This is a genomic window from Streptomyces sp. NPDC021224 (genome assembly GCF_044332905.1).
In the GTDB taxonomy this organism is placed as follows: Bacteria; Actinomycetota; Actinomycetes; order Streptomycetales; family Streptomycetaceae; genus Actinacidiphila.
Window position 1 is genome coordinate 209,210 of sequence record NZ_JBIRPW010000004.1, and the last position, 13,102, is coordinate 222,311.

10 protein-coding genes are annotated in these 13,102 nt (G+C 75.1%); 4 read left to right on the top strand and 6 right to left on the bottom strand.

Annotated elements, in window-relative coordinates:
* Positions 1-116: 116 nt before the first annotated feature.
* Positions 117-2,888 carry a glycoside hydrolase family 3 C-terminal domain-containing protein gene (locus ACH4PY_RS12635; protein WP_398179892.1) on the bottom strand — a complete coding sequence of 924 codons (2,772 nt, stop codon included), beginning with the start codon at positions 2,886-2,888 and terminating at the stop codon, positions 117-119.
* 444 nt (positions 2,889-3,332) lie between these two features.
* On the opposite strand from ACH4PY_RS12635, the gene ACH4PY_RS12640 reads away from it, so the two are divergent.
* Together ACH4PY_RS12640 and ACH4PY_RS12645 are read left to right on the top strand one after the other, a co-directional pair.
* Positions 3,333-6,416: a discoidin domain-containing protein gene (locus tag ACH4PY_RS12640; protein WP_398179895.1), complete on the top strand. Its 3,084-nt coding sequence runs from the start codon at positions 3,333-3,335 to the stop codon at positions 6,414-6,416.
* Positions 6,417-6,568: 152 nt separating this feature from the next.
* Positions 6,569-7,621 (top strand): LacI family DNA-binding transcriptional regulator, encoded by a 1,053-nt coding sequence (locus ACH4PY_RS12645; RefSeq protein WP_398179898.1) that lies wholly within the window; start codon positions 6,569-6,571, stop codon positions 7,619-7,621.
* Positions 7,622-7,655: 34 nt separating this feature from the next.
* Here ACH4PY_RS12645 and ACH4PY_RS12650 read toward each other — a convergent pair whose 3' ends face one another.
* From ACH4PY_RS12650 to ACH4PY_RS12665, 4 genes are all read right to left on the bottom strand, one after another.
* Positions 7,656-8,342 (bottom strand): 4'-phosphopantetheinyl transferase, encoded by a 687-nt coding sequence (locus ACH4PY_RS12650; protein ID WP_398179901.1) that lies wholly within the window; start codon positions 8,340-8,342, stop codon positions 7,656-7,658.
* A complete protein-coding gene (locus ACH4PY_RS12655; protein WP_398179904.1) occupies positions 8,339-9,202 on the bottom strand; it encodes a metallophosphoesterase family protein in 864 nt (287 codons plus the stop codon). Before ACH4PY_RS12655 ends, ACH4PY_RS12650 begins: the two co-directional genes overlap by 4 nt.
* Positions 9,203-9,315: 113 nt before the next feature.
* Positions 9,316-10,503 carry an acetyl-CoA C-acyltransferase gene (locus ACH4PY_RS12660; protein ID WP_398179907.1) on the bottom strand — a complete coding sequence of 396 codons (1,188 nt, stop codon included), beginning with the start codon at positions 10,501-10,503 and terminating at the stop codon, positions 9,316-9,318.
* Between the two features lie 105 nt (positions 10,504-10,608).
* The gene (locus ACH4PY_RS12665; RefSeq protein WP_398179911.1) at positions 10,609-11,046 is read right to left on the bottom strand and encodes a MarR family winged helix-turn-helix transcriptional regulator; all 438 of its coding nucleotides are present in this window, start codon (positions 11,044-11,046) and stop codon (positions 10,609-10,611) included.
* A gap of 61 nt (positions 11,047-11,107) precedes the next feature.
* Between ACH4PY_RS12665 and ACH4PY_RS12670 the strand changes: the two genes are divergently transcribed.
* Positions 11,108-11,497, top strand: a complete 390-nt coding sequence (locus ACH4PY_RS12670) for a VOC family protein (protein ID WP_398179914.1) — start codon at positions 11,108-11,110, stop codon at positions 11,495-11,497.
* 31 nt (positions 11,498-11,528) lie between these two features.
* The gene (locus ACH4PY_RS12675; protein ID WP_398179917.1) at positions 11,529-12,059 is read left to right on the top strand and encodes a GNAT family N-acetyltransferase; all 531 of its coding nucleotides are present in this window, start codon (positions 11,529-11,531) and stop codon (positions 12,057-12,059) included.
* A 3-nt stretch (positions 12,060-12,062) separates the two neighbouring features.
* Here the strand turns inward: ACH4PY_RS12675 and ACH4PY_RS12680 are convergent, their stop codons facing one another.
* The gene (locus ACH4PY_RS12680; RefSeq protein WP_398179920.1) at positions 12,063-13,055 is read right to left on the bottom strand and encodes a tellurite resistance/C4-dicarboxylate transporter family protein; all 993 of its coding nucleotides are present in this window, start codon (positions 13,053-13,055) and stop codon (positions 12,063-12,065) included.
* Between the last annotated feature and the right edge of the window lie 47 nt (positions 13,056-13,102).

Here is a 13,102-nt window from a genome sequence, read left to right on the forward strand (position 1 = left end):
CTTGAGCAGGGGGGCGCCGCCGTCGGCCCCGGTGGGGACGGGCGTGGGGTGGGGCGCCCCCCGCTGTCAGGGGCGGGAGGCGCCCCGGTCCGGGTGGCCCCCGGGGTGACGGGCCGTCAAGGGGCCAGCGGCGCGGAGAGCGGCTGCCGGGCGGCGGAGGGACCCGCGTGCAGCACGTACGGGCCGGGACGCGGCACCCAGCGGGCGTCGGCGGGCGACCGGCGCAGCAGCGCGCGCGGCTCGATCCGCACCTCGGCGACGGCGGATTCACCGGGCGCGGCGTGCACGGCGGCATAACCGGCGAGCCGCGGGCCGCCGTCGTCGTGGTCGTCCGGACCGGTCGTCAGATACACCTGGACGACCTCGCGTCCGCCGCGGCTTCCGGTGTTGCGCACCGTCACCAGGGCCGTCGCCCCCACGGATCCGGCCGCGTCCGGCGGCTCCGGGCGCACCTCCAGCGCCTCGTAGGACCAGGTGGTGTAGCCCAGGCCGTGGCCGAACCAGTACGCCGGTTCGGCGCCCGCGCGGCGCCAGGCGCGGTGGCCGACGTACGGCCCCTCCGTGTAGCGCAGCACGCCCTCCTCGGGGGTGGTGGCGGGCAGCGGCGCGCCCTCGGCGCGGGCGGCCCAGGTGGTGGGGAGCCGCCCGCCGGGCTCGGCGCGGCCGAAGAGCACGTCGGCGAGCCCGTGCCCGGCCTCCTGCCCCGGGAACCAGCACAGCAGCAGCGCGGGAGCGCTCTCCCGCCACGGCAGTTCGACCGGGCCGCCCGCGTTGACGATCACCACCGTGCGCGGGTTGGCGGCGGCCACCGCCGCGACCAGCTCGTCCTGGCGGCCCGGCAGCGCGAGCGAGGTGCGGTCGGCGCCCTCGCTCTCGATCTCGTCCGTGGTGCCGACCACGACGACCGCGACGTCCGCAGCGCGCGCGCATGCAACGGCCTCGGCGAAGGCCGCGCCCTCCGCGGGACGCGGCGCGTCGGCCGCCAGCGCCACCGCCAGGCCCTGCTCCGGCAGCAGCTCCCGGGTGGCGACCAGGTGCAGCGCCTCGCCCGCGACCGCCTTGCGCACCGCGGTGCGGAAGGACGGCGCCACGTGCACATACGTCGGGTCGTCGGACTCCGGCCGCACCACGGTGTCGATCAGCGGTTCGCCGTCCACGTGCAGGGTGACCGCGCCCAGGCCCACCACCGACAGCCGCCACTCCCCCGGGGCGGCGGGTGTGAAGTGAGCGCTGACCTCGACGAAAGCCGCGGTACGGGCCAGCTCCGGCGCGTCGCCCGGCTCCAGGACGCGGCCGCTGAGCCGGTGTTCGGCGCACACCTCGGTGCCGTCGGCGGCCAGGTAGCGCACCAGCACCCCGGGTTCGCCGGTGCGCGGGTCGCGCGCGTTGCCGGGGTGCAGCGGTGTCGGCCGGGTGCCCAGCCGCACGCCCTCGGCGTACACGACCTCGGTACCGCTGCCGGAGAGCGCTTCCCGGATGCCGTCCAGCGGTGACACGACCGCCTCCGGGAAGACGCCCGCGCTGCCCCCGCCCTGCACCCGCGCGGCGGCCGCGTTCGGCCCGATCACCGCGAGCCGGGCCAGGCCGCCGGACACGGCACCGGCACCGGCACCCCCGGACGCCCCCTCCACACCGGGAGCCGCGGACCCCGCCGATCCGGGCGCCCCCCGCACGCCCGGAGCCACGGACCCCACCGCCCCGGACCCCACCGACCCGGACGCCCCCTCCACGCCCGGAGCCACGGACCCCGCCGACCAGGACGCCCCCTCCACGCCCGGAGCCACGGACCCCACCGCCCCGGACCCCACCGACCCGGGCGCCGCCGCCAGAACCAGCGGCAGCAACCCGCCCTCGTTGCGCAGCAGTACGCAGCCCGCGGCCACCGCCCGGCGGAGCAGGGCGCGCGGTTCGGCGGGCGCCGGGGCGGGCGGCGGTGGCGCGACGCCGTCCAGCGCACCCACCCGGGCGGCGAGCCGCAGCAGCCGCCGCACCTTCTCGTCCACCAGCTCCTCCGGCACCCGGCCCGCGCGTACGGCCGCGAGCAGCGGCTCCCCCCACAGCGGGTGCGGGCCGGGCATCGCGAGGTCCTGCGGGGCGAGGGCAGCGGGCTCCGTACTGCGCACCGCGCCCCAGTCGGAGACGACGACGCCGTCGAAGCCCCAGGCGCCCTTGAGGGGTTCGGCGAGCAGCGGGCTCTGCGACATCGTGACGCCGTTGACGCGGTTGTAGGCGGACATCACGACCCACACCCCGGCGCGCACCGCGGCCTCGAAGGGGGCGAGGTAGACCTCGTGCAGGGTGCGCTCGTCGACGCGGGCGTCCAGGGTGAGGCGGTCGGTCTCGGAGTCGTTGGCCACGTAGTGCTTCGCGGTGGCGGCGACCCCGCCGTCCTGGACGCCGCGGATGTAGGCGGCGGCGGTGCGGCCGACCAGGAGCGGGTCCTCGGCGAAGCACTCGAAGTGGCGGCCCGCGGCGGGGGTGCGGTGCAGGTTGAGGGTGGGCGCGAGCAGCACGTCGATCCCCTTGCGGCGGGCCTCGGCGGCGAGCAGGCCGCCCAGCTCGGCGACCAGCGCTTCGTCCCAGGCGGCGGCGAGCGCGGTCGGGGAGGGCAGCGCGAGGGCGGTGTCGCGCTCGTCCCAGCGCTCGCCGCGGACGCCGGCCGGGCCGTCGGAGAAGCCCATGGCGCGCAGGCCGACGGCGGGTTCCGGCGCGGTGCGGAAGGTCGCGGCGCCGGACAGCAGCCGGATCTTCGCGGGCAGGTCGAGCCGGGCGACGAGGGCGTCGAGCCGCTCGTCGGTGATCGCGGCCGCGGGTACGGCCGCGGCCGGTGCGGCGGCGGTCGCGGGTGCGGTGGCGGGCGGCGCGGGCACGGGCCCTGGGGTGATCATGGTCATCCCTTCATGGCCTTCCGTGCGGCGCCGCCCGCGGCGTGACGGCCCATCGGCAGGAAGGCCGCGGTGAGCGGCAGGCTGGGGACGAGCGGTCCGGGTGACGAGAGGGTGCGGGAGAGCGCTCTCCCGCAGCCGTTACCTTGGCCGCCCACGGACCGGGTGTCAAGTCCCGCCGCACCCCGCCGACCACGCCCGCAAGGCCCCGCGGGCCCCAACACACCACGGCCCCACCACCCGCCCCACGAGCGGCCGTTCACGTCGTATCCCTTGACACCCCGGAAACGTTGAGGCAACCATCGGGGCCACTGAGAGAGCGCTCTCCCAGATCCCGTTCCCCCATCTCCGCACCCCGGTTCACCCCCTCACGGGGCCTCCCCCACCGGCCCGCCCTCGGGGCCGCCCCCTCTCCTCCCTCCCCACCCCCCACCGCTGGAGTCCGTCATGAGAGCGTCACCCTCGGCACGCTCGCGGGCCGGAGCCCTGCCTCCGCCGCTGCGTGCCGCCTTCCTGCTGCTGGTGGCCACCGGCCTCGCGCTCTACGCGCTCGCCGTCCCGGCCGCCCCCGCGCACGCCGCCGACGCCCTGCTCTCCCAGAGCAAGCCCGCCACCGCCTCCTCCACCGAGGGCGCCGGCTACCCGGCCACCGCCGCCGTGGACGGCGACCCCGGCACCCGCTGGGCCAGCGCCTGGGCCGACCCGCAGTGGCTCCAGGTCGACCTCGGCGCCTCGTCCACCGTCAGCAAGGTCGTTCTCACCTGGGAGAACCCGGCGAAGGCCTACCAGATCCAGGTCTCGGACGACGCCGCCCACTGGACGCAGATCTACGCCACGAGCGCCGCCCCCGGCGGCACCGAGACCGTCACCGCCTCCGGCACCGGCCGCTACGTCCGGATGAACGGCACCGCGCGCAGCAACGGTTACGGCTACTCGCTGTGGGAGTTCCAGGTCTACGGCACCGCGGGCACCGGCGGCGGCAACGGCGGCAGCACGTCCGGCGGCGCCACCGGCGGTGGCGACGGCGGCGCGAACGGCGGCAGCACCGGCACCCCGCCCCCGGGCAACTGGACCACCCTGTGGAGCGACGGCTTCGACGGCGCGGCCGGCAGCAAGCCCGACGCGGGCAACTGGATCACCGACACCGGCACCGCCTACCCCGGCGGCCCGGCCGGCTGGGGCACCGGCGAGGTCGAGACGGCCACCGACTCCCCCGCCAACGTCGGCCTCGACGGCAGCGGCCACCTCAACCTGACCGCCCTGAAGTCGGGCAGCTCCTGGACGTCGGGCCGTATCGAGACCAAGCGCACCGACTTCCAGGCCCCGGCCGGCGGCCGGCTGCAGATCGCGGCGACCCTCAAGCAGCCCGACGTCGCCAAGGCGCTGGGCTACTGGCCGTCCTTCCGCGCGATGGGCGCGAGCTACCGCGGCAACGTCAACGTGTGGCCGGCGGTCGGCGAGAGCGACATCATGGAGGACGTCAACGGCCGCAGCCAGCTCTCGGCCACCCTGCACTGCGGGACGGCCCCGGGCGGCAACTGCGCCGAGTACAACGGCCTGACCAGCGGTCTCGCCACCTGCACGGGCTGCCAGAGCGGCTACCACACCTACTCCGAGATCATCGACCGCACGACCTCCGACGAGCAGATCCGCTGGTACCTCGACGGCAACCAGGTCTGGCAGGTCAGCGAGTCGCAGGTCGGCGTGTCCACATGGGACGCGGCCGTGCACCACGGCGTCTACCTGGACTTCAGCCTGCGCATCGGCGGCTCCTACCCGAACGCGGTGTGCGGCTGCACCTCGCCCGCCGACGACACCTCCTCCGGTGGCGCGCTGAGCATCGACAGCGTCACGGTGTCGCAGACCACCGGCAGCGCGCCGTCCCCGCTGACCGACCCGCCGGTGCCGACCGGCGCGAGCAACGTGCACGTCACGGGCTCCCAGGGCAACTGGCAGCTCACGGTGGACGGCAAGCCGTGGCAGGTCAAGGGTGTGACATGGGGTCCGTCCGCGACGACCGCGGACGCGCACATGCGCGACCTGAAGTCGATGGGCGTCAACACGCTGCGCACCTGGGGCACCGACGCGAGCAGCAAGCCGCTGCTGGACTCGGCGGCGGCGTACGGGATGAAGGTCGTCAACGGCTTCTGGCTCAACCAGGGCGCGGACTACGTCAACGACACCGCGTACAAGACCAACACCCTCAACGACATCAAGAACTGGGTCAGCACCTACAAGAACCACCCCGGCGTGCTCATGTGGGACGTCGGCAACGAGGTCATCCTCACCACCCAGGACCACTACTCGGGCGCGGCGATCGAGCAGCAGCGCATCGCCTACGCGCAGTTCGTGGAGCAGGTGGCGCAGGCGATCCACGCGATCGACCCGAACCACCCGGTGACGTCGACCGACGCGTGGACGGGCGCGTGGCCGTACTACAAGCAGTACACGCCGTCGCTGGACCTGTACGCGGTCAACTCCTACGGGGCGGTCTGCAACGTCAGGCAGGACTGGGTGTCGGGCGGTTACACCAAGCCGTACATCGTGACGGAGTCCGGTGAGGCGGGCGAGTGGGAGGTGCCGAACGACGCGAACGGGGTGCCGACCGAGCCGACGGACGCGCAGAAGCGCGACGCGTACACCTCGGCGTGGAACTGCATCGTCGGGCACACCGGTGTCGGGCTCGGCGCGACGATGTTCAACTACGGCGAGGAGAACGACTTCGGCGGCATCTGGTTCAACCTCCGCCCGGAGGGCTGGAAGCGGCCCGCGTACTACTCGGTCGCCAAGGACTACGGCGGCTCGCCGCAGGCGAACACCCCGCCGTCGATCGGCTCGATGACGCTGTCGAACAGCGCGTCGGTGCCCGCGGGCGGCACGTTCACGGTGTCGGCGAAGGCGACGGACCCGGACGGGGACCTCGTCCGCTACAACCTGATGTACTCCACCAAGTACGTGGACAGCACGACGGGCCTGCGCCAGGTGGGCTTCACGCAGACCGGCGACGGGCAGTTCACGGTGACCGCGCCCACCACGCTCGGGGTGTGGAAGGTGTACGTCTACGCCTACGACGGGCACGGCAACCTCGGGGTGGAGACCAAGTCCTTCCGGGTGGTGGCGCCGAAGGTGGACGGCACGAACGTGGCCCAGGGCAAGCCCACGACCGCCTCGTCCTACCAGTCCGACCCGACGGGCGGCTGCCCGTGCACGCCCGCGATGGCCACCGACGGGAACATGACGACCCGGTGGGCGAGCGAGTGGAGCGACCCGCAGTGGATCCAGGTCGACCTGGGCGCGCCGACCGCGGTCAAGCACGTGCAACTGGCCTGGGAGGCGGCCTACGGGAAGGCCTACCAGGTGCAGGTGTCGAACGACGGGAGCACCTGGACGACCGTGCGCTCGACGTCGACCGGGGCGGGCGGGGTGGACACCCTGGACGTCAGCGGCACCGGCCGGTACGTGCGGGTGACGATCACTCAGCGCGGCACGGCCTACGGCGATTCGCTGTACGAGTTCGGGGTGTACGCCTGAGCGGCGGACCCGGCTGAGCCGGGGCGGGGTGCGGCGGGCCTGTGGGGGGTCGCCGCACCCCGCTCCCCCGTTCCGGCACGGGGTGCCGATCCGTGCTGTGGCCTGCGCCGAAGGCCGGAGAGCGCTCTCCGGCCCATGGTATAACTGCACCCATGACGAGCAGCCGTCCGCCGGGGCCGCGCCAGCCCACCCTGGAAGACGTCGCGCGCTCCGCCGGGGTGTCGCGGGCGACGGTGTCGCGCGTGGTCAACGGGACGCGCAACGTCGACCCGGAGATCCAGCGGATCGTCCAGGAGGCGGTCGCGGCGACCGGCTACGTGCCCAACCGCGCCGCCCGCACCCTGGTCACCCGGCGCACCGACTCCGTCGCCCTGGTCTTCTCCGTCCCGGCGCACCGCACCGCCGACGACCCCTTCCTCGGCCAGGTGTTCAGCGACCCGTTCTTCGGCCGGGTGGTCGGCGGCCTGCTGACGGTGCTGCGCCCGCGCGGGGTGCACCCGGTGCTGATGCTGGCCGACTCCGAGGACGCGCGGCACACGCTCGCGGCCAACCTGCGCCAGGAGCACATCGACGGCGTCGCGCTGGTGTCGATAGCGCCCGGCGACTCGCTGCCCTTCCTGCTGACGGAGTCGGGCCTGCCGACGGTGCTGTTCGCGCGCCCGTCCACGCCGATCCCGATCAGCTACGTGGACGTGGCGCAGCAGGCGGGCGCGCGGCTCGCGGCCGAACGGCTGCTGGCGCGCGGCTGCCGCCGGATCACCACGATCGCCGGCCCCTTCGACTCCCCCGCGGGCCAGGACCGGCTGGCGGGTTTCCGGGAGGCGATGGCCGAGCACGGCTACGCGTACGTGCCCAGCGTGGAGGGCAGCTTCACGCAGGTCGGCGGGGAGCGGGCGATGCGCGAACTGCTGGAGCGCCACCCGGACACGGACGGGGTCTTCGTCGCCAACGACCTGATGGCGCAGGGCGCCCTGCTGGTGCTGCGCGACCTGGGCCGCCGGGTGCCCGACGACGTCGCCGTGATCGGCTTCGACGACAGCAGCGCGGCGCTGGCGTCCCGCCCGCTGCTGACCACGATCCGTCAGCCGGTCGAGGACATGGCGGCGGAGATGGCCCGTCTGCTGCTCGCCCGCATCGACGACCCGCGGCAGGACACCCGCTCGGTCATCTTCCGGACGACGCTGGTGGAGCGCGACTCGGGCTGACGGCGGGTTGCCGCAGGGGTGACGGACCCGCCGGTCAGCCGGCCGGGACGGCGATGGCCGTGACGAGCAGGCCGTCGCGGACGGCCCAGCGGCCGGTGAAGACGTCGGGGCCGACGCCCTCGGCGAGCAGCGGTCCGGGGACGAGGACGCGGGCGGTGTAGCTGCCGCGGTCGGGCGTGCCGGGGTCGGCGGCGAGCAGAAGTTCGGCCTCGTCGAAGCCGAGCATGCGGTGGTGGTAGGGATACCAGGCCTTGTAGACCGTCTCCTTGGCGCTGAAGAGCAGCCGGTCGAAGTGGATCCCGGGGGCCGCAGAGGCGAGTTCGGCGAGCCGGGCGCGTTCGGCGCCGGTCGCGAGGACGGCGTCCAGCACCCCTTCGGGCAGCACGTCGTGCGGCTCGGCGTCGATGCCGAGGGCGAGCATGTCGCTGGTACGGGCCACGGCCGCGGCCCGGTAGCCGTCGCAATGGGTGATGCTGCCGACGACACCGTCCGGCCACTGCGGGGCGCCGCGCTGCGGGTCGCGCAGGATCGGGCCCGGCGGGATGCCGAGCTGTCCGAGGGCGTCGCGCGCGCAGGCCCGGCCCGCGGCGTACTCGCGGCGCCGCTTGTCGACGGCGCGGGTGACGGCGGGGGTCTCCTCGGGGTGCAGCGGCGCGTGGTCCAGCTCGCCCGCGTAGGCGGCGCGGTGGAAGACGGCGTCGGGCAGGACGAGTTCGATCACCGGTGGGCCGCCTGCCGCCCGGCGAGGATACGGCGTGGGCCGGCGGGACCGCTCTCCCGGCGGCCCCACTCGCGCGGGTAGCCGAGCGAGACCTCGGTGAAGCGGACGCCGTCGCGCCAGATGACGCGCGGGATGTGCAGGTGCCCGTAGACGACCTCGGTGGCGCGGTAGCGGGTGTGCCAGTCCTCGGTCTGCTCGGTGCCGCACCACAGGGCGAACGACGGGTAGGTGAGGATCTGGGTGGGCTCGCGGTGCAGCGGCCAGTGGTTGGCGAGCACGGTGGGCAGCGACGGGTCCAGGGCGTCGAGCCGGCGGGCGGTCTCGGCGACGCGGGCCCGGCACCAGTCGTCGCGGCCGGGCAGCGGGTCGGGCTGCAGGAACATCTCGTCGGTGCAGACGATGCCGGCCTCGCGGGCCTGCGCGAGCGCCTCGTCCTTGGTGCGGGCGCCGGGTGTGCCGTCCCGCCAGGTGTAGTCGTACAGCAGGAACATCGGCACGATCGCGACCGGTCCCTGCGGGCCCTCCCACACCGGGTAGGGGTCCTCGGGGGTGATCACGCCGAGCGCGCGGGCCTGGTCGACGAGGTGGCGGTAGCGGCGCTCGCCGCGCAGCTGGACCGGATCCTGCGGGTGGGTCCACAGCTCGTGGTTGCCGGGCAGCCAGATGACCTTGGCGAAGTGGTTCGTCAGCGTGGTCAGCGCCCAGGTGATGTCCGGGGTCAGCTCGGCGACGTCACCGGCGACCAGCAGCCAGTCGTCCTCGTGCTCGGGCCGGAGGCGCTCCACGATCTGCCGGTTGGCCTCGTATCCGACGTGCAGGTCGCTGATCGCGAGCAGATGCGCCCCGTCAGAGCCTGTCATGGCGACTCCGTCCCCCGTGGTGCCGACAACAGCGCACCCGATTCTCCCAGAGCCGGACGCCGCGGCCAACCCCTACCGATCTTCGGGCGGTTCGGCGCGCCGCCGGTCCGGGGTCAGTCGCGGTCGACGAGCACGGCGCTGCCCTGGCCGACGCCGACGCACATGGTGGCCAGGCCGCGCCGGGCGCCGGTACGGGCCATGCGGTGCAGCAGGGTGGTGAGGATGCGGGCGCCGGACGCGCCGAGCGGGTGGCCGAGCGCGACGGCGCCGCCGTCGGGGTTGACCAGGTCGGGGTCCAGGCCGAGTTCGCGGACGCAGGCCAGCGCCTGGGCGGCGAAGGCCTCGTTGACCTCCACGGCGTCCAGGCCTGCCACGTCCCGGCCGAGCCGGGCGAGTGCCTTCCCGGTCGCGGGCACCGGGCCCATGCCCATCACGTCGGGGTGCACGCCCGCGCTGGCACCGGCGGCGTAGCGGCCGAGCGGCTCGACCCCGAGGTCGCGCAGCGCGGTGTCGCTGACCAGCAGCAGCGCGGCTGCGCCGTCGTTCATGGGCGAGGAGTTGCCCGCGGTCACGGTGCCGCCGGAGCGGAAGACGGGGGCGAGGGCGGCGAGTTTGTCGGCGGTGGTGTCCTCGCGGACGCACTCGTCGCGGGCGACGGTGACGCCGTCGGGCCGCGTCACGGGGAGGATCTCGGCGTCGAACCGCCCGGCGGCGCGGGCCGCGGCGGCGGCACGGTGCGAGCGCAGCGCGAAGGCGTCCTGGTCGGCGCGGGCGACGCCGTAGCGGGCGGCGACCTCCTCGGCGGTCTCGCCCATCGCCAGCACCCCGTGCAGGTCGCGCATCACCGGGTTGGTGAGCCGCCAGCCGAGCCGGGTGTCGTACGTCTGGAGCGTACGCGGCAGGGCCTCGTCCGGCCGGGGCAGTACGAAGGGGGCGCGGCTCATCGACTCCGAGCCGCCCGCCACCACGATGTCCGCCTCCCCCGCGGCGATGGCGCGGGCCGCCGCGGTGACGGCCTCCATGCCGGAGGCGCACAGCCGGTTGACGGTCGCGCCGGGTACGGAGTCGGGCAGGCCGGCGAGCAGCGCCGCCATGCGGGCGACGTTGCGGTTGTCCTCGCCCGCCTGGTTGGCGGCTCCCCAGTAGACGTCGTCGATCCGGGCGGGGTCGAGCGCGGGCACGTCGGCGACGAGGCCGCGGATGACGGTCGCGGCCAGGTCGTCCGGCCGCACGCCGGACAGGCTGCCGCGGAGTCTGCCGATCGCGGTGCGGCGGGCGGCGACGAAATGGATGGGGCGCATGGCTTCAAACTAGCAGTGCTAGTCGCTCCGCGGGGGCCTCCGGGGGCGGGCACCTTCGCGGCGCCGGGCGACGCCCCTCCGGCCCAGTGATCCGCGGCGGACCGGTCAGGTCGCCTCGTGGACGCGGAGCAGCAGGGCGTGCAGGGTCGCAGCCTCCTCGGGGGTCAGAGGGGCGAGGAGGGCGGACTGGACGGACTCGGCCTCGGCGACCTGGGCGGCGAGGGCGGCGGCGCCGGACGGGGTGAGGGTGACGCGGACGCGGCGGCGGTCGGCGGGGTCGCGCGTACGGGTGACGTGGTCCGCGGCGGTGAGGTCGTCGAGCACCTTCACCATGTCGCTGGGGTCGATCGTGAGGCGTTCCGCCAGCTCGCGCTGGGTGTGCGGGCCGAAGTCGGCGAGGGCGGCGAGCACCGCCATGTGCCACAGTCGCCGCCCCTGCCCGGCGAGTCGCGCGGTGAGCCGGCCGCGCGCGGCCTTGCCGGTCTTCGACAGCAGGTAGGTGGTCAGGGCGGTGAGGGTGGGGGGCGTCCCGGCGGCGGCCATGCGACCTATTGTAGGCTCACCCCAATAATAGGTCCGCACCCACTATTCGAGCGAGGCCACGATGGACGCACTCCACCCCCGCCTGCTGGTCGCCGACTTCGGCGCCGCCTTCCGCTTCTACGACGCCGTGCTCCCCCCGCTCGTCGGTGCCCGGCTGGCCCGCGGCTCGGCGGACGGCCCGTACGCGAGCTGGGACGTGGGCACCGAGGGCGTCCTCGCCCTCATCGAGCGCGACGCGCTCGGCGCGCTCGCCCAGGGCGGGAGCGCGGGCGGCGGCGCGAGCATGCTGGTCAGCCGGGTCGCGGACGTCACGGCGGGGTACGAGCTGTGTCTGCGGCACGGTGCCGCCTGCGTCGCGGGTCCGGCGGCGCGCCCGGAGTGGGGTCCGACGACGCGTACCGCCCACGTCCGGGACCCGGAGGGCAATCTGTGGGAGCTCCAGTCGTACTGATGCCGGCCGCCCGCGGTGCTACCGTCCGCCCATGCCCGAACTGGTCACGCCTGCACTCGCGTTGCACGCCTCGTGGCTCGCCGCCCGCGCCGAGTGGCCCAGGGGTGCGCACCAGGACGGTGTGGGCGCGCACCTCGTCCCCGAGGGCGATCTCGCCGACCTCGGGGTCTTCGCGGAGTGGGTCGGCAGGCTGCGGCGGCAGGCGGACACCTCCGTCCCGGTCGGCGAGGGGCGCGTCCACGCCACCCACTGGTGGATCGCCGAGGGCGGCACGTACGTGGGGGCGATCGATCTGCGGCACCGTCTGAACGACTTCCTGCTCGACGCGGGCGGCCACATCGGCTACAGCGTCCGGCCCTCGTTCCGCAGGCGCGGCGTGGCGACGTGGGCGCTGGGCGCGGTGCTGCCGCAGGCCCGCGCGCTCGGGCTGGAACGCGTCCTGGTGACCTGCGACGAGGGCAACACCGCGTCGGCCCGCACCATCGAGCGCAACGGCGGCGTCCTGGAGGACGTCCGCCCGACCGCCGTGGGCACCAAGCGGCGCTACTGGATCGCCCTTTGACGCTCAAAAGCGCGGCTGTCCCGCCCCGCGCCCGCGCAGCACATGGGCGGCGAAGCCCGCGGCCACCAGCAGCCAGACGGCGAAGGCGATCCACAGCAGCACGGTGCCGACCCCGTGCAACTGCCGGACGTGCCCGGCCTGCGCGGTGGACAGCGCGGCCACCGCGCTCATGCCGAGCGGGAAGACGGTCGACCAGCGCCTCAGGTCGTAGCGCGGCCGGGGGCGGAGCACCTCGCAGACGGCGAGCACGGCGTACCACGCGAGGTCCAGGCCGAGCAGCACGAAGGTGAGGACGCGCAGGGCGCTGTGCCCGGCACCGGTCCACTGCGGTGAGGCGGTGAGTTTGGAGGCGGCGAGGGCGGAGATGGCCAGCGCTCCCGCGGCGATCCAGTGGTCGCCGCTGCCGGTGAGGACCTGGCCGAAGTCGAAGCGGGACAGCGCCTCGACGTAGAGCACGACGCCGAGCAGGCAGGCGACGAGGGCGGCCCAGGCGAGCCAGTCGCCCTGCCCGGCCAGGGCGAGGGTCGCGGCGAGCACGGCGAGGGCCTCGGTCGCGACGCAGATGAGGAAGGCCGCGCCGGGTGCGGGCCGTTTCAGGTGCAGCAGCACCGACAGCAGCAGCCACGGCCAGGCGAGGGCGCTGAGCGCGAGCAGCGCGAGGGCGGTGCGCTGCGAGCCCAGCAGCGACAGCCGGGTGCCGAGGACGCAGGTGGCGGCGACGGCGGTGAGCGCGGGCGGGTTGGCGGAGGCCGCGATCCAGTCGGAGCGGTCGGCGAGCAGCCGGACGGCGAAGGCGAGGGCGAGCAGCACCCACAGCGCGGCGGCGACGGCGAGCAGGATGTCCGACAGCACGTCGTGGCCGAGCAGGTGCAGCCCGACCGAGACGATCCCGGTCGCCATGACGGCGGCCCCCGCCCCGGGCGGCACCGTCGCGAGCCAGCCGACGGCGCGGACGCCGGGGAAGGCGGCGGCGGTACGGGCCCGGGGTGTGGTCACCTCCGCATCGCAGCACACCCCGGCGTGGCACCGGTCCCGCCACGCCG

Excerpts from the sequence above, each read along its gene's own strand:
- ACH4PY_RS12635 (WP_398179892.1), bottom strand. The coding sequence starts at position 2,888 with ATGATCACCCCAGGGCCCGTGCCCGCGCCGCCCGCCACCGCACCCGCG.
- ACH4PY_RS12640 (WP_398179895.1), top strand. The coding sequence starts at position 3,333 with ATGAGAGCGTCACCCTCGGCACGCTCGCGGGCCGGAGCCCTGCCTCCG.
- ACH4PY_RS12645 (WP_398179898.1), top strand. The coding sequence starts at position 6,569 with ATGACGAGCAGCCGTCCGCCGGGGCCGCGCCAGCCCACCCTGGAAGAC.
- ACH4PY_RS12655 (WP_398179904.1), bottom strand. The coding sequence starts at position 9,202 with ATGACAGGCTCTGACGGGGCGCATCTGCTCGCGATCAGCGACCTGCAC.
- ACH4PY_RS12660 (WP_398179907.1), bottom strand. The coding sequence starts at position 10,503 with ATGCGCCCCATCCATTTCGTCGCCGCCCGCCGCACCGCGATCGGCAGA.
- ACH4PY_RS12665 (WP_398179911.1), bottom strand. The coding sequence starts at position 11,046 with ATGGCCGCCGCCGGGACGCCCCCCACCCTCACCGCCCTGACCACCTAC.
- ACH4PY_RS12670 (WP_398179914.1), top strand. The coding sequence starts at position 11,108 with ATGGACGCACTCCACCCCCGCCTGCTGGTCGCCGACTTCGGCGCCGCC.
- ACH4PY_RS12675 (WP_398179917.1), top strand. The coding sequence starts at position 11,529 with ATGCCCGAACTGGTCACGCCTGCACTCGCGTTGCACGCCTCGTGGCTC.